At 69.0% G+C, this 18,284-nt stretch carries 15 protein-coding genes; 12 read left to right on the top strand and 3 right to left on the bottom strand.

What is annotated here, in order from left to right; translation table 11 throughout:
• Positions 1–374 precede the first annotated feature (374 nt).
• From ACWDAS_RS26510 to ACWDAS_RS26500, 3 genes are all read left to right on the top strand, one after another.
• Positions 375–1,352 carry a hypothetical protein gene (locus tag ACWDAS_RS26510; protein ID WP_450395549.1) on the top strand — a complete coding sequence of 326 codons (978 nt, stop codon included), beginning with the start codon at positions 375–377 and terminating at the stop codon, positions 1,350–1,352.
• 185 nt (positions 1,353–1,537) lie between these two features.
• Positions 1,538–1,816 carry a hypothetical protein gene (locus ACWDAS_RS26505; RefSeq protein WP_450395547.1) on the top strand — a complete coding sequence of 93 codons (279 nt, stop codon included), beginning with the start codon at positions 1,538–1,540 and terminating at the stop codon, positions 1,814–1,816.
• A gap of 735 nt (positions 1,817–2,551) precedes the next feature.
• Positions 2,552–2,986, top strand: a complete 435-nt coding sequence (locus ACWDAS_RS26500) for a cupredoxin domain-containing protein (protein ID WP_450395545.1) — start codon at positions 2,552–2,554, stop codon at positions 2,984–2,986.
• A gap of 236 nt (positions 2,987–3,222) precedes the next feature.
• Here the strand turns inward: ACWDAS_RS26500 and ACWDAS_RS26495 are convergent, their stop codons facing one another.
• Positions 3,223–3,429 (bottom strand): hypothetical protein, encoded by a 207-nt coding sequence (locus tag ACWDAS_RS26495; protein WP_450395701.1) that lies wholly within the window; start codon positions 3,427–3,429, stop codon positions 3,223–3,225.
• Between ACWDAS_RS26495 and ACWDAS_RS26490 the strand changes: the two genes are divergently transcribed.
• The 4 genes from ACWDAS_RS26490 (at position 3,392) to ACWDAS_RS26475 (ending at position 7,192) form a co-directional block, all read left to right on the top strand.
• Positions 3,392–3,814 (top strand): LexA family protein, encoded by a 423-nt coding sequence (locus tag ACWDAS_RS26490; protein WP_450395690.1) that lies wholly within the window; start codon positions 3,392–3,394, stop codon positions 3,812–3,814. The genes ACWDAS_RS26495 and ACWDAS_RS26490 overlap by 38 nt on opposite strands.
• Positions 3,815–4,531: 717 nt before the next feature.
• Positions 4,532–4,663 (top strand): hypothetical protein, encoded by a 132-nt coding sequence (locus ACWDAS_RS26485; RefSeq protein WP_450395542.1) that lies wholly within the window; start codon positions 4,532–4,534, stop codon positions 4,661–4,663.
• Between the two features lie 179 nt (positions 4,664–4,842).
• On the top strand, positions 4,843–6,567 hold the full coding sequence (locus tag ACWDAS_RS26480) for an ABC transporter ATP-binding protein (RefSeq protein WP_450395539.1): 1,725 nt from the start codon (positions 4,843–4,845) through the stop codon (positions 6,565–6,567).
• Between the two features lie 277 nt (positions 6,568–6,844).
• Positions 6,845–7,192 carry a hypothetical protein gene (locus ACWDAS_RS26475; protein WP_450395537.1) on the top strand — a complete coding sequence of 116 codons (348 nt, stop codon included), beginning with the start codon at positions 6,845–6,847 and terminating at the stop codon, positions 7,190–7,192.
• Positions 7,193–7,324: 132 nt separating this feature from the next.
• Here the strand turns inward: ACWDAS_RS26475 and ACWDAS_RS26470 are convergent, their stop codons facing one another.
• Positions 7,325–7,609, bottom strand: coding sequence for a hypothetical protein (locus ACWDAS_RS26470; RefSeq protein ID WP_450395535.1), 285 nt, complete (start codon positions 7,607–7,609; stop codon positions 7,325–7,327).
• A 363-nt stretch (positions 7,610–7,972) separates the two neighbouring features.
• Here ACWDAS_RS26470 and ACWDAS_RS26465 point away from each other — a divergent pair, with 363 nt between their 5' ends.
• Together ACWDAS_RS26465 and ACWDAS_RS26460 are read left to right on the top strand one after the other, a co-directional pair.
• A complete protein-coding gene (locus ACWDAS_RS26465; RefSeq protein WP_450395533.1) occupies positions 7,973–8,278 on the top strand; it encodes a hypothetical protein in 306 nt (101 codons plus the stop codon).
• A 353-nt stretch (positions 8,279–8,631) separates the two neighbouring features.
• Positions 8,632–9,960, top strand: a complete 1,329-nt coding sequence (locus ACWDAS_RS26460) for an ATP-binding SpoIIE family protein phosphatase (RefSeq protein ID WP_450395530.1) — start codon at positions 8,632–8,634, stop codon at positions 9,958–9,960.
• A gap of 149 nt (positions 9,961–10,109) precedes the next feature.
• Here the strand turns inward: ACWDAS_RS26460 and ACWDAS_RS26455 are convergent, their stop codons facing one another.
• A complete protein-coding gene (locus ACWDAS_RS26455; RefSeq protein ID WP_450395527.1) occupies positions 10,110–10,883 on the bottom strand; it encodes a PP2C family protein-serine/threonine phosphatase in 774 nt (257 codons plus the stop codon).
• Positions 10,884–11,182: 299 nt separating this feature from the next.
• On the opposite strand from ACWDAS_RS26455, the gene ACWDAS_RS26450 reads away from it, so the two are divergent.
• The 3 genes from ACWDAS_RS26450 (at position 11,183) to ku (ending at position 18,184) form a co-directional block, all read left to right on the top strand.
• The gene (locus ACWDAS_RS26450) at positions 11,183–12,142 is read left to right on the top strand and encodes a response regulator transcription factor (protein WP_450395524.1); all 960 of its coding nucleotides are present in this window, start codon (positions 11,183–11,185) and stop codon (positions 12,140–12,142) included.
• A 337-nt stretch (positions 12,143–12,479) separates the two neighbouring features.
• The gene (locus ACWDAS_RS26445) at positions 12,480–16,514 is read left to right on the top strand and encodes a carboxypeptidase regulatory-like domain-containing protein (protein ID WP_450395521.1); all 4,035 of its coding nucleotides are present in this window, start codon (positions 12,480–12,482) and stop codon (positions 16,512–16,514) included.
• 803 nt (positions 16,515–17,317) lie between these two features.
• Positions 17,318–18,184 (top strand): non-homologous end joining protein Ku, encoded by an 867-nt coding sequence (ku, locus tag ACWDAS_RS26440; RefSeq protein ID WP_450395519.1) that lies wholly within the window; start codon positions 17,318–17,320, stop codon positions 18,182–18,184.
• Positions 18,185–18,284 lie beyond the last annotated feature (100 nt).

Raw genomic sequence — 18,284 nt, 5'->3', positions numbered from 1 at the left:
GTCGACGTACGCCTGGTGGTTGAGTTGGCGGAGCCGGTCATGATCTCGGCACGGGCGAGCAGACCGATGGTGTAGCGCGGTCCCTGGTCGATCTCGTGGTAGCGGTGGTACAGCGGACCCGCTCGCGCGTCGGGTCACCCGGCTCGGTCGCCCCCGTCTCGGGCGGCAGGTCCAGCCAACCGTAGCCCCGGTGGTCGCCTTGTCGACGTCCTCGTGGATACAGCGAAGTTCAACGATGTCGGCACGTGGCCATGCCCACTCGCGCCAAAGCAGCTTCCGCCAAAGACGTTCCGCCGACCTTGAGTTCGAGGACATGCGGAGGAACGGGAATGGCGATCAGATGATCCGATCGGAGCGGCCTACTATCACCTCTCATGGCCAGAGTGATCTTGACCGTCGGGCTGGCGTTCATCGGCAACCTGGCGACCTATCTCAACGGACTGCGACTGGCGCAGAGGCAGGCCCGGCTGACGCGGGCCGACGTCCAGCTGAGCGACTTCTACGGTCCCCTGTTCGCGCTGATGGAAGCCAACAACCGCGCCTACGACACCTTCTCCGAGACGTACGCCCGCCCCGACGGGCGCGATCCCTTCCACCACGACATACCTCCCACCGAGCAGGAGCTCGCGCGGTGGCGCACATGGGCCACCACCGTCTTCATCCCCAACATTCAGGCAATGCGCGACGTGGTGGTCACAAAGGCCGATCTCCTGATCGAGGAGGAGATGCCTTCGGCCCTGCTCCAGCTCTGCGCGCATGTCGCTGGATACAAGATCACCGCCGCGCAGTGGGCCGAGGGCAGTTACGAAGAACATCTGTCACTCATACCGTTCCCCGGCCGGGAGCTAAGGGAGTACACCCGCGACCGGTTCACTCACCTGAAGAGCGCGCAGGCGAGGCTGCTGGGCCGCCGACGCGGGCGCTCAAACCGTCGACGCCGAAGCGGAGGGCGACACCTGCACCGCGTCATTCGTTCACATGTTCGACTCCAGGGGGGCGGGTGGGTCAAGCCAAGCCCCCTACCCGCCGGCCACCCGGTCGGGTTACTCCCCGGCGCAGTCGTCCCCGTAGGCAGCTTTGCGCAGTGCGCGGCCCAGCTCGTAGGCGCCGTGCTCGGCCTCCAGGCCGGAGTCCGCGAGGGCCGCCCGCGGTTCGGTGGCGACCTGCACCCACGCCGCCTGCAGCCGGTCTCCCATGACCCGCTACTCATCCGTCCACTCCAGCACCGGCCCCGTGGCACGGTGATGCTCGCGCACCGCCTTACGGGCCGCGTTAAACGATCGCCGCAGGTCACCCCGGGAATCGGGAACTGTCATGTCGGCCATGCCGCGGATGATGAACGCCGGCACTGACAGCGACAAAAGTCGCCCCGGTGGAGGTCCGAGTCAATCAGCGAGCTTGCGAGGTCGGCCGGCACCCGGCCGTTCACCGGGGTGCTGTCCGGTCCGGGCAGGGACATGACGACCCCGGTGCGAACGCGCACCGGCACGGGCAGCAAGAATCCACACACCACAACGATGAAGACGAGGGAGAACCCGTGACCAGACCCGCCCCGCGCAGCGCCACGGCCTTGTATGCGACAGCCGCGACCTGTGCCGCCATAGGCGCACTGCTGTGGGTGCGCAGCCAGGTCGGCACGCCCATCAGTCTCTCCTCCAGGTCGTACGGGTCCTTCCTCGCGGCCGACAGCTATACCCCGTCGGCCTGGCGGGTGTGGTCACCTGCGGTACCCGAAGACCGCCTCGGCCTGTACCTCCTCGGGGCCGGGCTGGTGCTGGCTGTGGCGGCGCGCCTGGTCTCCGTCTGGCGTGACTGAGCAGCGCCGGAGCGGCCCGACACAGTGGTGATGCCACCGACGGCAGTGACCGCCACGACAACAGACGACAGCGGCGATCGGCAGCCCGGCACGGCAGCGGCAGGGTGCCATCAGGTCGCATACCAGGAGCGCCCGTGTCTCCTGACCACCGGCTCCGGCCATTGGCGGGTTGTCCGTGCCATCGCGTCTCCCGACGGCAGCGGATGACGGCAACAGAGCCGTACACACGAGGACCTTGGCGGTAACAGGGGGCCGGCGATACTTGCAGCGGCAACGCGGCGGCGCGCATGAAGCTGCGAATGAACTCTCCTAAAGCAGGTGTCGCAAGTTCCAATCCTGTCTGGGGCTGCAGCAGAAGCGCCCCAGGCCCATCTATTTCGCGCCACGCCATCGTGATCGGCCGGACGTGGACACGCAGGGTGTCCTCCTCAACCCGGCCGTGCCCCACGACGCCTCACCCACGACGCCTCACCGGCATCACCCGCATCCGCCGGCTCACCTGACCACCTCGGCTCGCCAGCCGCTGACAACACAGTCACCGCTGTCGTCGCACGCCGAGCACCCTCACGCAGGCAGTCACGCTGGACGTTTACGCGGCGGCGCTGTGTTCTCGGATTCCTTTAATCACCGGCATCACACCCCGATGCGAAAAAGATGCCATTTTCCGAGATGATCCCTCCGTCGCGCCATGCTACGTTCGAAAAAACGGACGATGAACCAAGTGAGGTAATCCTCATGACACTCACGTCGGTCAGGCATACCAAGTTCCACGCATCCCGGCACCACCTCACAAAGCCGCTGGTGGCGGCCGCCGCCATGGTCGCCGCTGTCGTACTCGGCGCCTGCCCGAGTGCACCGGCCTCGCATGCGGCACCGGTTGACTCGGGCTCGCGAGTTGCCGCGCAGATTCCGACGGCGCCGTCCGTAGCAGCCCGGCACGTGGCCATCGCGGGATTCGCCTTCTCCCCCGCGACGTTGACCGTAAGCCATGGCACGTCGGTTACCTGGACGAACCATGATTCTGAGCCGCACAACGTGGTAGGTGGCCCGCTCCACTCGCCGACCCTGTCCAAGGGTGCTTCCTACAGTTACACGTTCACCCGACCGGGAACGTATTCGTATATCTGCAGCATCCATCCCTACATGCACGGCACCGTCGTCGTGAAGTAGACCGGGCAAAAGACAAGGCCATCCGAGCATCGCAGAAGACTACACCGCGGCAGCCTCAACGAAGCGCCGGGCCGCGCGCCATTCGATGCGGCAATTCCAGGAAAGGAGGGGTCACTCACGGCGAGCCGAACAGCGACAAAGCCCCCGGCCAGAGCAGTTGGCCGGGGGCGGTTCACGTGCAGAGTGCGTGGGACCGGAGCCCACGGTGACCGTTGATCGCGCCTGCCGAGATGTGGTTATGCGACGGCTCCCTCCGCCCAGCCCGTGGCTTTCTCGATCTTCCGGTTGTTCTCCTCCTCATGACCGTCGGTGCAGCCCTCGTAGCGTCGGTGGATGACTTCAGGCGAGTCGCCGGCCCGGCGGGCTGCCTCCGCCACCGGGACCCCGGCGTCGAGCCAGTGGGTGATGCAGTTGTGCCGCAGGTACGGAGAGGGCCCGACCATCCGCGGGATCGGTGAGCACGTCGGCCTCTCCAGCACATCATCTGTGCTGCACCAGCTCCGCAAACCGGAACAAGCTGGAATGATCAGAAGCACCGGTTCAGGGTGGCGCTCCACCCGCCTCGGCAACCGACAGCAGGCCGGCTGCCCCAACGCTTCCGGCATCAGGATCTGTCGAGGTGTCCGACTGCCCGCTTGGGACCGTGACCTGCGAAGACGAACCGGATACCCCCAACAGGAAGCTGTCCGGGCTGTCCGGTCACAGACAGCGCCTCGAGTGCACTCCCCGTCATCGGCCTGGACATCGTCCAAAGCGCCGGAGACCGACTGCCCCGATTCAGTTTCAGGGGCATATCCCGGCCCTTCAGAAACCGCCGCCACCCCGTGACGGCCACCGAACACCGTTTCGAGGGGACTGTCCACTCCGCCATCTGGCGCCCAGTCACCGAGAGCAATGTCTGGCCGTCGTGGCCTGAACCAGACCACACCACACCTCGACACCACCCTCAGCCGAGTGCATACCCAACAACGCGACAACGCTGTCAATGGAGTTCAAGAGTTGGTCAAGTCACCCGAATGCCTGTCCTGATCCCCGGCCATTCCGATCACATGTCCGGGGTTCTCGGCGCCCCGGGCCGATGCTGCCCGAGCACGGCCCCATAGTGGGCGGTCGCCGCACATTCTGTCCGTCCGCAATTGACGTGGCCTCATATCGGCTCAGCCGGAAGGCAACTGAGGGTCCGACAGCGAACGGCTCGAGGCCAGCTTCGACAGCCGTGCGGTGGCGACGCGAACGAGGCCGCTGCCCTCGGGAGACATTCCGTCGAGGTGTCACGGACCCGCAGGAGGACTGTCCCATTTGTGCGTGGACGAGCACTCCTGCGTGTGTCTGGATAGATTCGCAGAAGGCAAGGGGTCCTTGATCGATCACCCCCGTCCACGCCGGACTGCCCAAAGGGTCTCACCCCAGCTGCATGAATGTCTTCGGTGCCATTAGGTCCGATCGCAGGCAACTGAGGGGCTGCGAAATCCTTCCGGCACATCAAGTCACAAAGGGAGTACAGCATGAGCGTTTTCTCGCTCTTCAACGGCCGCGACGAACACGGTGGCCGAGGTGGAGGCCGTGGCGGCCGTGGCGGCCGAGGCGGCCGTCACCACCGTCGTCACCACCGCCACCACCGTCACGGTCACCGTGGCGGCTACGGCGGCCGCTACTAAAGATCGCCGCTTCACCTGAGGTCCTCACCGTGGGGGGTCGACGGCTCGTCCGCCGACCCCCCAACAACGGCATGACCCCACCCGGCTCCCTCCCCGAGAAGGTGACCCCGCTTGGCGTACGCAGCACACGCCGGCCCGGCTGACATCAAGCCCGTGGCCCCGGCAGCCGAGGGCAGTCCAGTGCCCCTCGCTGCGGCCGTGTCTTCGGCCGACGCGTTCCGCCGCTTCTGGCCGTGGGCACGCCCCGACCGGTACCGGCTCGCCGCGAGTGCCGTCCTCCTCATCGCGGGGTCCGCGGGTGAGGTCGCTTCAGTGTGGCTCTTCAAGAACCTGGTCGACCAAGTCCTGATCCCCCACCGATTCACGGCATTCCCGGCGCTGGCCGGACTCATGGCGGCCGTGGCCGTGGTCTCGGCGCTGCTGACCTTTGCGGGCGAGTACCTGGCCACCTGGGTCGCCGAGCGCTTCCTCCTGCGTCTGCGCACCTCGGTCGTGGAACATCTGCACAGTCTTCCGCCCGACATCCTGCGCACCCGCAGACACGGCGACGTAGTGGCGCGGCTGACCTCGGATATCTCCCAGATCGAGGAGTTGGTGGCGTCCGGTCTGATCTCATCGGGCTCGGCTCTGATCAGCCTGCTGTTCTTCGTGGCGGCTGCCTTCTATCTGAGCTGGCCGCTAGCCCTGGCAACCCTCGCCACTGCGCCGCTCTTCTGGCTCGCGGCCCGGTTGTTCAGCGCCCGCATCCAGACCTTGTCACGCGAGGCCCGGCGGTGTGAGGGCGGCCTCACCGCCGTGGTCGAGGAGAGCCTCGCCTGCTCCTCCCTGGCCCATGCCTACAACCGCCAGGCCCACGAGGTCGAACGCGTCCGCCGGGAGGGGGAGGCCCTGCTGCGCGCGGAACTGTCCACGGCACGAGTCGCACATCTGTACCCGTCGCTGCTGAACGTGTTCGAAGTCGTGGGCTGCCTTGCCGTGGTGGGCCTGGGCGCCTTCGAACTGACCCGGAACGCTCTGACCTTGGGCGGACTGCTCGCCCTCGCCGCGATTCTGGCCCAGCTCTTCGGGCCCGTGCAGGAACTCTCCGGCCTGGCATCGGTGTTCGGCTCCGCCAGCGCGGGCGCCGAGCGTGTCATCGAACTGCTCGACACGCGCTCCCCGGTCCGCGAGCACCCCGGCGCCGCCGCGCTCACCCAGGTGCAGGGACGTGTCGAGTGCCTGAGCATTGCGGCGGCCTACCATACAAACCGGCACAAACCGGTGCTGCGCGACGTCAGTTTCAGCGTCGCGCCCGGCGAGGTGCTCGCCATCATGGGCCCGAGCGGCGCGGGCAAGTCCACCCTGGCCAAATTGCTGGTCCGTTTCATGGACCCGGATTCCGGATCAGTGCGCTTGGACGGGGTCGATCTCCGGGACGTGACGACGGCCTCGGTGCGCGCGGCGGTCACTCTGCTCCCTCAGCACGCCCAGCTCTTCCACGCGACCATCCGCGACAACATCGCCTACGGCCGGCCTCGGGCCACAATGGCGGAGATCGTCCAAGCGGCCAAGGACGCCGACGCCCATGAGTTCATCACGGCCCTTCCCGACGGCTACCTGACCACCATCGGGGAGAACGGATTCCAGCTGTCCGGAGGCCAGAGCCGGCGCATCGCCATCGCCCGGGCCTTCCTCCGGGCAACCCCGGTCCTCGTCCTCGACGAGCCGACCGCCGGCCTCGACTACCAGGCAGCCGCGCATGTTCTGGCCCCGCTACGGCGGCTGATGGCCGGACGCACCACGATCCTGATCACCCACGACCAGGCTCTGGCTCAGCACGCGGACGCCATCCACACCCTGCACGAGCCGGGAGCGGAGGTCATTCCGCAATCAGAGGGCTCCCGATCGGGCTACTCCCCGGCGGAGTCCTCCGCCGGGGAGTAGCCGGGCTGCGACTGGTTGTCCGCCGTGCCGGGGTCGGCCGGATCGGGGACGGCACCCACGGCCTGCGGGAGATCATGGACACCGAGAAGTCGCTCATCGACGGCGGCGTGGGCGATGTGATCAGCCAGAGCTGGGGCGTGTCGGAGGCGACCGCATCGCGCCGGACAGCGTCTACTACGACGCCGGCGCCGGCGGTCTGTCCCACGTCTTCGCCCGTCCCTCGTACCAGAACGGGCTGGAGCAGGTCCGCGACCACCGCGGCACCCCGGACGTCTCCATGTCCGCCTCACTGAAGGACGGCGCATGGGTGTACTCCAGCTACGACCCGAAGCGAATCGGCTGGGACGTCTACGTCGGCACCAGCGAAGCCAGCCCACTCTTCGCGGGCATCGTGGCCCTGGCCGACCAGGTCGCAGGGCACCGACTCGGCGACATCCACCAGGCGCTGTACTCGCTGTACGCGCAGTCCTCGCGGAACCCGTCCACCGGGATCGTGGACGTGAAGGACGGCACGAACAACAGCTACGCGGGAGTCACCGGCTACACCGCGGTCAAGGGCTACGACATGGCAACCGGCGTCGGCACGGTCGACGCGGCCCGCTTCGTCCCAGCCCTCGCCAAATAGGCCTGACCGCATCCCGTCCCCGAGACGCGGACGCCTGGCGCACCACTCCCGGAGCCCCACGCCGGGACGGCGGCTCGCATGCGCGTTTCGTGAGAGGTCAGTCGTCGGAGATCCAGCGCCACCGGCAGATAGCTACCCAGCAGCCACAACCTGGCCGGCCGTGACCTGAGGAGGGTTGGGAAGCAGTGACGTCATGTTGTCCCGTACGAAGTCAGCCGCCCTCTTGACCGACTCCTCGGCCCCGGCTTGGTCTTCATAGACGCTGGTGGAAAGCATCACCCCATCCCCCGCGTCCACCCAGTAGTAAGCGACGAATCCGGGGAGTTTACGGAGGAGAGGCACGAATCCCTCGTTCACAAGGCGTCCAGCCTCGGCAGGGTCGGTCACCCCTTCGTAACGCCGCACTACTGCGTACATAGCTGATCTCCTCCTGGCTCCCACGGTCACCTTGCGCGAAACGACGTACCCCCACCGCGCATCTCTCGCTCACGGGACGTCCGGAAGCAACTCGGATAGGCGCATTGGTGATCCAAGCCGGGCATCCGCTGTGGCCAGGGCTCGGCGACGCGGGACTCGCTGTCACGTCGGCGCGCACCAGCGCCGGTCGGGCGGGCACGCGGCACCCTCCGCGATGTGATGTCGACGCCCGGGGACGGCCTCCTTCGAAGGCGCGGACGCCCGCACCCTTGCCAGGTCAGGCCGCGAATCTCCAGGTGGGGTGCCGCAACAGGGGCGAGGGCGATCGGGTAGCGTCCCGCGCGCAACGATCAATGGGGAGGGGTGCACATCGTGAAGGTCGGCCGGCGAAGACTGGCTGCCGCAGGTGCGGCGGTGATGGTGACTGGGGCGCTTCTGAGCGGGTGCGGGCCGACAGCCCACGCCAGCAAGGTCGGGAAGGAGCAACACGGCGAACCCGGATTCGGGAGCGACGAGTACGCCGTGGCTTTGTCCTTCCGCTACGTAGGCGACTCGGGTGTGAACGAGACCATGAATCAGACGCTGCAGATCGGCAACGTCGCCGCGACCTCGCTGGTCCCGGTCCTGAGCTTCAAAGCCGTGGACAAGAACGATCAGACTCACCAATGAGGACGACTTTCCCGTCGCCGTACGGATCGCCTACATCCTCTGGGACCAGCCTCCCAAGGGCGTCACGCAGCAGGCTGTCGAAGTCACCCCGATCGGCGGACTGACGCGAGTGCCGGCGCACGGCACCGCGGTCGTACGCGTGAACGGGAAGGAAGCAGTTGCCGCGGTGGCACGCAACTCCAACGGTCCAGCAGTGAGCCTCAAGGCCTACAACTCGCAGTGAGCCTGACGGCTTGCGGTGCCCATCGCCTCCAAGGGCACCGCAAGCCCGCCCGGCCACCGGGAAGACTTCGAATTCCCGCCGGGCCACGCGCGTGGAACAACGCACTGTCTTCGCACGCGCGGAGAACCCGGTGCCGTTTCAGGAGGACGACCTGCTCCTGGCCGAGGAACTGGTCAGCCGCGCCGCACTGTCACTGGACAATGCCCGCCAGTACGCCCGCGAACGCAGCGCGGCCCTGGCGCTCCAACGCAACCTGCTCCCCCACCGCTTGAGGGGCGGTGTCGCGGTGGAGGCGGCCTCGCGCTACCTGCCGGCCGACACGGATGCCGGCGTCGGGGGCGACTGGTTCGATGTGATCCCCCTGTCCGGCGCCCGGGTGGCCCTCGTCGTCGGCGAGGTGATCGGGCACGTCATCAACGCCGCCGCCACCATGGGCCGGCTCCGCACCGCCGTGCGCACCCTCGCCGACATGGAGCTGCCACCCGACGAACTCCTGGCCCACCTCAACGACACCGTCCGGCGGCTGACCGAGGAGGACGCCGACGCCTCGGACCAGCCCCTCGCGGTGGTCGGCGCCACCTGTCTGTACGCCGTCTACGACCCGGTCACCCGCAAGTGCACCATGGCGCGCGCCGGACACCTGCCGCCCGCGATCATCGACCCGCGGGGCCAGGTCACCTTCTTCCCCGGCCTGCCCACAGGAGCCCCGCTCGGCCTCGGCCTCGGCCTGGTCCCCTTCGGCGCCGTGGAAGTGGAGCTCCCCGAGGGAAGTTTGCTCGCGTTCTGCACCGAAGGCCTGGTCGAGTCCAGTGACGACGACATCGAGGTGGGCATGCGCCGCCTGGGCTCCGCCCTCACACAGTCCGGTCAGTCCCTGGACGACCTGTGCTCCTCGGTGATCGAGACCCTGCCGACTCAGGCACCGTCAGACGACGTCACCTTGCTCCTTGTCCGGACCCGCACCCTCGATGCCGACCAGATCGCCTCCTGGGACTTCTCCGCTGATCCGACCGTCGTCCGTACCGCCCGGCACACGGCCGCCCGGCAGCTCAGGGAATGGGGGCTGGATCATCTCGTTCCCAACACGGAACTGATCGTCAGTGAGCTGGTCACCAACGCCATCCGCCACGGCGCCGGCCCCATCCGTCTCAGGCTGATCCAACACCAGGTCCTGACCTGCGAAGTATTCGACAGCGGCAGCTGCCACCCGCGCCTGCGCCAGGCTCGCGGCGTCGACGAGAACGGCCGGGGCCTCTTCATGATCGCTCAGCTGTGCCACAGGAGGGGCTTCCGGTCCGCCACCGGCGGCAAGCTGGTCTGGGTCGACCAGGACCTGCCCTGCGCGCCCTCGCACGCCGATGAGCTGCGCCCGACGCAGGCGGCCGGCGATCACCAGGGTTGCATGGCGTATCCGGTTCACCGACCGCCGGTCGCCCAGCCTCATCCGGCAGGGGAGTGACGAAGCGATGGGTCCGACGCGGCGTTCCGCATCACAGGGGACGGTAGGCAGAAGGCACTTTCCCCGTACACGGTGCCGGTTTGCGCCCCGTTGCCGTCGTCCCGGCCGACGGCAACGGGGTGTCCGCAGCACGAGGCAAAGGGGAGCCGTCATACGCGCCTGATGACCAGCACGGCCACATCGTCGAGATGGTCCACCCCGACCGCGGCATCGAGGATCCGGTCGGCGATCGCATCGGCGTTCAGCCCGTTGTGGAGGGCGTGGGCGGCCAGCGTTCCGGCCCGCTCCAGGCCGGCGTCCAGCGTCAGGCCCGGTCCTTCGACCACCCCGTCGGTGACCATGACCAGCGCGGTGCCCTCGTCCAGCGTGAAGATCTCCTCGCGGTAGTCGGTCCCCGACAGGACTCCCAGCACCGGACCGCCCGGCAACTCGCGGACGTCACTGCTGCCGTCGTCGCGTACGCACAGCAACGGCACGTGTCCGGCGCTGGCGCCGGTGACCTGTCCTTCTCGTGGACCGATGTACAGCATGGTGCAGCTGGCGAACCGTGCCGCGTTCATCGCGACCAGCAATTCGTTGGTACGCGTCAGCACCGTTGCCGGGTCCGGTTCCTGTGAGGCGATCGCACGCATGGAGGTGCGTACCTGCCCCATGAAGGCGGCCGCATCCACGTCATGCCCCTGGCTGTCACCGATCTCCAGGGCCACCGCACCGTCGGGCGTCACGAAGGCGTCGTACCAGTCCCCGCCGATGTCGAGCCCGTCTCGGCTCGGCTGGTACCGGGCGGCGACCTCCAGGCCCGGGAGATGCTCGGGCAGCGTGGGCAACATACTCTGCTGGAGCGCCGCGGCCAGCTCGACGCGGGCCTGCTGCAACCGGATGCGTCTGAGTGCCTGCCCCGCCAGGTCGGCCAGAGTGCTCATGAGGGCACGCTCGTCGGGGGGCGAGTGGTGCTCCCTGTCGTAGGTCACCGCCCAGGCCCCGAGCGGCTGCGTCTTGCTTGGCGATGCAGCTGCCTGATCTACTTGCTGGACGTAGCAATTGGTGGAGGCTACAGCTATAGTGCGCAAACGTGAACGAACGTTCGTTTGGGGCTCTGGGGCTCAGTTCCGACGCGGATCGGGCCTATCCACTCCTCGTCGCCACAAGGGGAGTCCCGCTAGCCGAACTGGCCCGGCAAATAGGGGTGTCGCAGGAACGGGCACAGGCCGCGTGCCGGGAATTGGCCGACCGTGACCTGGTACGGCTCGGCTACGACGACCGCTGGTACCCGATGCCTCCGCAGTCGGGGCTCCTGCCGCTGGTGGACCGGGCTCAGGAGCAACTGGTCCACATCCGGGAACTCGTCGACCGCCTCGGCGTGGAGTACCAGCGCGTCCACGAGGGCCACCGCGCCGAAGAGATGGTCCGGTTCGTTGAGGGCGCGGCAGCTGTCCGCGCCTGTATCACCGAGGTGCATGCCACCGCCCGCAGCGAGGTGATGGCCTTCAGCCGCACGGTGCCCGGCCTCGACGGCGCGGCTGACCCGCTGTCGACTCCGGGTGGCCGGCCTTCGCGTGGGGACGGATCGCCGGGACGCGAGTCCGCCCCGGCCGCGGACATCCTTGATCACGCCGGGCAGCGCGCCATGGCCCCCCACAACGACGGATCGCCGGCCCGGTTGCGGCGGCGGGTGGTGATCGAGCGGGCCGGGTTGGAAGCCCTCGGCGCCTACCGGCCGCTCACCGACGCGGTGCCGCGGCCTGCGATGGCCGGTGCAACGTACTTCCGTGTCGCGGAACGCCTCCCGGTCAGGCTCTGCATCGCCGACCGCTCCGTCGCCCTTCTCCCGCTGGCCGCGGACGGGGCTCCACCCGACCCCGTACTGCTGGTGATCCGTCCGAGCAGCCTGCTCGAGGCGCTGGTCACTCTCTTCGATGCGGTGTGGTCCGCCGCCGTCCCCCTCGCCGGCTCCGCCGCCCACCAGCCGCGCAGCGACTTCGACCTGCGCATCCTGGCCCTGCTGGTGACCGGCAGCACCGACGCGGCGATGGCCCGCGCGCTGGGTGTCGCGGTCCGCACCGTGCAGCGCCACATCGCCGCGATGCAACGCGACGCGGGCGTCGACAACCGCGTCCAGCTCGTCTGGTACGCGGCTCGGCACGGCTGGCTCGACGACGGGTACGACAGCGACCCTGCCTGAGGCGCGGCTTACGACTTCTTGACCGAATGACGGAAAGCCGACTCCGAAAAACGGACACCGGGTGTCACGTACTCGACCACCGCTACGTCTTCCGAGCGGCGCGGGTGGGCCAATTGAATACGCCAGCGGTCTGATCGGGCCGCGACCGGGCGGGGACGTCGTCAGCACGTCGTCCACACCCGGTCACCTCCGTTTCAGGGGACTCTCCTTGCGAACAACCCGCCTCAGACCGAGCGGTGGACGTGCAGGGCAAGCCGCGACCGCGGTCGCCGGGCTCCTTTCGGCAGCGCTTGCCGTCATAGGACTCCAACTGCCCATCGCAACGCCCGCGGCCGCCGTGCCCTCCGGCAAGACCGCAGTCGTGCAGCAGTGCGCGGACCCCAAACCCGGGCAGTTCGCCTGCATGGCGATGCGCCGCGTCGACGTGCCCGCCCGAACCGGTGTGCAGCCGCAATCCGCCACCCCGACCGGCTTCGGCGCAGGCGACCTGCAGAGCGCCTACTCGCTGCCCGCGGACGGCGGCGCCGGCCAGACCGTCGCCATCGTCGACGCCTTCGACGACCCGACCGCCGCAGCCGACCTGGCCGTCTACCGCCGGCAGTACGGTCTGCCCGCGTGCACCACCGCCGACGGCTGCTTCACCAAGGTCGACCAGCGCGGCGGCACGCACTACCCGGCCGCCGACCCGGGCTGGGCCGGCGAGATCTCCCTCGATCTGGACATGGTGTCCGCCGCCGCCCCCAACGCCCACATCCTGCTGGTCGAGGCCGACTCCCCGAGCTTCGCAGACCTCGGTGCCGCGGTGGACGAGGCGGTCGCGCTCGGCGCGAAGTACGTCTCCAACTCGTACGGCACCTTCTACGACAGCACGCCGGGCAGCGGCGAGGACCCGTCGGAACTCACCGCCATGGACCCCTACTACAACCACCCGGGCGTCGCAGTCGTCGCGTCCTCCGGTGACAACAGCTACGGCGTCGCCTATCCGGCGGCCTCGCAGTACGTCACCTCCGTCGGCGGCACCGCCCTGTTCAGGGACTCCGGCACCGGCCGCGGCTGGCGCGAGTCGGTGTGGCACGGCCCCAGCGGCGGCGGCCCCGGTTCGGGCTGCTCGCTCTACGAGCCGAAGCCCGCGTTCCAGACCGACACCGCGTGCGCGAACCGCACCGTCGCCGACGTCTCCGCGGTCGCCGACCCGGCGACCGGTGTCTCGGTCTACCAGACCTACGGCGGCAGCGGCTGGTCGGTGTTCGGCGGAACAAGCGCCTCCGCCCCGATCATCGCGGGCGTCTACGCGGTCGCCGGCACCCCGGCCGCGGGCACGTACCCCAACGCCTACCCGTACGCCCAGGCCGGATCGCTCAACGACGTGACCACCGGCAGCAACGGCACCTGCACCCCGGCGGCACTGTGCACCGCGGGCCCCGGTTACGACGGCCCCACCGGGCTCGGCACCCCCAACGGCATCAAGGCTTTCCGCACCGGCCCGCACGGCGTGATCAGCGGCACGGTCACCGACCGCGCCACCGGCAAGCCGATCGCCGGCGTCACCGTCAAGGCCGGCGAGAACACCGCCATTTCGAGCACGTCCGGCACGTACCGGCTGGACATCCCGGTGGGCACCTACGACATGACCGCGAGCGTGTACGGCTACGCCACGGGCAGTGCCGGCGGCATCGTCGTGGCCGACGGCGGCACCGTCGCCCAGTCGTTCAGCCTCGACTCCCTGCCCACGCAGACGGTCTCCGGCAAGGTCTCGGACGGCTCCGGCCACGGCTGGCCGCTCTACGCGAAGATCACCGCCGACCGCGTGCCCGGCGGCCCGGTCTTCAGCGACCCCGCCACCGGCGCCTACACCCTGAAGCTTCCGCAGGGTGCCTCGTACACCCTGCACGTCACCGCCGACTACCCCGGTTACCAGGCGGTCGACAAGACCGTCGAGGTCGGTACCGCCGACCGGACGCTGGACATCGCGGTACCCGTGGACTCGGCTGCCGCCCAGGCACCGGGCTACGCCGTGAACCTGCACGGGCCGACCGAGGCCTTCGACTCCACCACCGGTCCCGCCGACGGCTGGAGCGTGGTCAACGCCGAGGGCATGGACGGCGGTTGGGTCTTCGACAACCCGGGCGACCGCGACAACCACACGGGCGGCCGCGGCAACTTCGCGATCGTCGACAGTGAGTCCAGCAACCTCCAGGAGCAGGACTCCTCGCTGGTCTCACCGTCGTACGACCTCAGCTCTGCCACCACCCCCATCCTCGCCTTCGACACCGACTACGCCGGCTGGGCGGGCAACAAGGCCGATGTGGACATCTCCTCCGACGGCGGCACCACCTGGACCACTGTGTGGGAGAGGACCTCGATCTGGCTCCCGGGTCCCGCCCACGTCGAGGTGCCGCTCGACGCCTGTGCGGGCAAGAGCGATGTCCGGGTGCGCTTCCACTTCACCACCATCGACTGGGGCATGTGGTGGCAGCTCGACGACGTCTTCCTCGGGCAGCGCACCTATGACCCGGTGCCCGGCGCTCTCCTCGTCGGCCACGTGACGGACGCCAACACCCACGCGGGCGTCAACGGCGCCACCGTCACCAGCACCGACGCGTCCGGTGACCACACCACCAGCAGTGCCACGCCCGACGACCCGAACGTGGGCGACGGCTTCTACTGGATGTTCTCGCACCTGACGGGCAACCACCCGGTGGCCGCCGCGCTGTCCCGCTACACCACGGCCGACGACACCGTCGACATCACCTCGGACGCCACGGTCAAGCACGACCTCGCGCTCAGGGCGGGCCGCCTCAAGGTGGCCCCGGCGTCCATCGCCAAGGACGTGGCCTGGGGCAAGAGCACGAGCCAGACCGTGACCGTCACCAACGACGGCACCGCGCCGGCCTCCCTCGACCTCACGGAGAAAGCCGGAGGATTCAGCGTACAGCGGGCAGGCGCCCCGCTGAACCTTGTCAAGGGCTCCTACTCGCCGCTGCGGCTCGACGCACCCGCTGCCGCGTCGGGTGCCGGCCGGACCGACGCGACGGCCGACGCCCTGGGCACCCCGGGCACCGCCTGGCAGCCCGTCCCCGACCTGCCCGTGGCCACCGGCGACAACGCGGTCGACACCTACCAGGGCACCGTCTACTCCGCGTTCGGTTCCACGGGAGGCCACGGCACCGGCGACCTGTACGCCTACAACGGCATCTGGACCAAGCTCGCCTCCGCCGCCGACACCCGCGACGCCCCGGCCCACGGTGTGATCGACGGCAAGATCTACGCGGCGGGCGGCTGGGGCGAGGCCGGCAGCCCGGACGGCAAGCTGGAGATCTACGACATCGCGACCGACACCTGGAGCACGGGCGCCCGCATGCCCAAGCCGTACGCGGGCGCGGGCAGCGCGGTGCTCGACGGCAAGCTGTACTCGGTCGGCGGCTGCTTCACCATCGGCTGCGGCTCCACGGACGTCTCCGTCTACGACCCGGACACCGACACCTGGTCGATGGCGGCCCCCTACCCGGAGCCGGTGTCCTGGGAGTCCTGCGGCGCCATCGCGGCCAAGCTCTACTGCTCGGGCGGCGAGGCCCAGCACGTGACCACCAAGCACGCCTACGTGTACGACCCCGCCACCGACACCTGGTCACCCGTCGCGGACCAGCCGACCGACGCCTGGGGCGCGGCCTACGCCTCGGCCAACGGCCTGCTGCTGGTCCGGGGCGGCTCGGTCAACAACGGAACCGCGCTGACCAACCAGGTCTGGGCCTACGAGCCGAACGAGAACACCTGGACCGCCCTGCCCAACGCCAACGCCTCGGTCTACCGCGGCGGCGGCAGCCTGGGCTTCTACGCGGTCGGCGGTCTCACCAGCGGGGGCACTCCGGTCAAGTCCTCCGAGGTCCTGCCCGGTTACGACCAGGTGCACGCCGCCGACGTCACCTGGCTGACCGAGAGCACGAACACGGTGACCGTCCAGCCGGGCGCCTCCACGACGGTCACGGTCGCGCTCGACGCCTCCGTGCCCGAGGTCACCCAGCCGGGCACCTACACCGCCTCGCTGATCCTGCGCAGCGACACCCCGTACCGGCTCGACCCGGTCGGCGTCTCACTGACCGTGAAGCCGCCCACCACCTGGGGCAAGATCGCCGGAACGGTGACGGCGTCCGGCGGCGGACCGATCGCCGGCGCGACCGTGCAGATTTACGGCTCGGCGGCGCACTACACGCTCAAGACCGCTGCGGACGGCGGTTACGCGCTCTGGCTCGACGCCCGCAACAGCCCGCTCCAGGTCATCGCGGCCAAGGACGGCTACCAGCCGCTGGCGGTCACCGTGAAGGTCTCCAAGGGCAAGACGACAGTCCACGACTTCATCCTGTTGAAGGGCTGAAGCCGCTGACGCTCTGAGGCATGGCCGAGACGTCCCCGCCGCCGGTGGCAGCCGGCGACGGGGACGTGGCCCGGGGCAGTGCCCGGGACCTTCGCCCCCTGCCCAGGCCGGCCGCCGAAGTGCACCATGCCGCTGCTGACCGGGCGTTGCCGTCGACGCCTGACGGGTATCCCTCCCGGTGCTGCCTGATCACGGTGCCGCGTACGCCGTATCGTCGCGCAGGCGGTCCTCGCCGGCGCCGCCGTCCGGCATGTGGTGTGACCGCACTGCCCCGCGTCCACTGATGGCCGGGCTCACACCGCCGCACGCCTCCGGCTCTCCGCCGACCGCCAACCGCCAACCGCCAGGAGGAGGACGAGCGGGACATCCGCCCCGGGTTCCGTGACGTCGAATCGCCGGATTCATGCATGGCACGGCGCGGAGTTCGTTCTCGATCGGGTCAGCATGCCGATGTTGAGCACCTCGGCCGGCGGGCAGCAATCCGACTCCACAAGACCCGGGGCGGTTCGACGGGGCGGCGCGGGCGCACTCCCCCTGCCGACCGCCGGCGCGGACCGGTTGCCGCCGCGCAGGGTGATCGGCGTCAACTCGCCAAGTTGACTGGTTGCGACGGCACTTGAGGCAGTACATGCGGCAATGTCCAACGGAACCGCTCGCGTCCCACACGATGCCCCGTTCGCCCACCCCAACTCCCACCAACCCGCTTGGCACCGAGCCCGCCGTTCTCACTGGCAAGTCCTGCCCCTGACCACCTGCGGCGTGCCCGACATGCGATCTTTGCCGTGCCGGGATGCGATGGGGGCATGCCGCAGACCATCATCAAGCTGGCCATCACCTGGGGCATGTTGTCGATCCCGGTGACCGTCCACGCGGCCACCGAGGAGCACGATGTCCCGCTGCACCAGGTCCACACCCGGTGCGGCGGGGGCCGGGTGCGCCTGCGCCGTTACTGCGAGCGTGAGGGCATCGAAATCCCCTCCGAGGAAGTGGCACCCGGCTATGAGGCACCGGACGGCCGGGTCGTCGTACTGAACGACGACGATCTCGCCGACCTCCCGCTGCCCACCGCCAGACGTATCGAGATCCTGGCGTTCGTCGATGCCGACCAGATCGACCCGCTCACCCTGCAGACGACGTATTACCTGGGCACCGGCCCCATCGGCGCCCGCCCGTACGCCCTGTTGCGCGACGCCATGAAGAAGGCGGGGAAGGTGGCCATCGCACGGACAGCGCTGCGCACCCGCGAGTCGCTGGCCGTGCTCCGGGCTCGGGACAGGGTGATCGCGATGCAGACCATGCTGTGGCCGAACCAACTGCGGCCCACTCAAGGGGTCACCGTCCCGCAGACACCTCCGGCCCGGCGTCAGGAGCTGCAGATGGCACAGAACCTGATGGACGCGATCAGCTCGGGCTTCGACCTGGAAGAGCAGCACGACGACTACAGCCGTGCCCTGGAGCAAGTCGTCGCTGCCAAGCTCCTGGGCATGGAGCCACCGCACGCACCGGAGTCCTGGGGTATCGAGGAGGCCGGAGCGGACTTGATGACAGCGCTGCAGCAAAGCGTGGAGGCGGCGCGGACCCGCCGCGCGAAGCCGACCGGACGGAAGAAAGCGGCGACCGCGAAGAAGGCCGCGGCAAAGAGGGGACACCGAGGTCGTCCGACAGGCTGAGCGCGAGCGTCCGGCCACCGGACCGACGCCGCACACGGGCGCGCTCCCGAGCCGACCACAGATCATTTACGGGCAGCCGTTCGTCCGGCACCGACACTCT

The sequence above is a fragment of the Streptomyces sp. NPDC001070 genome (genome assembly GCF_053598835.1).
The sequence above is the reverse complement of the archived record's forward strand: the minus strand, read 5'-3'. Positions and strand labels throughout refer to the sequence as shown.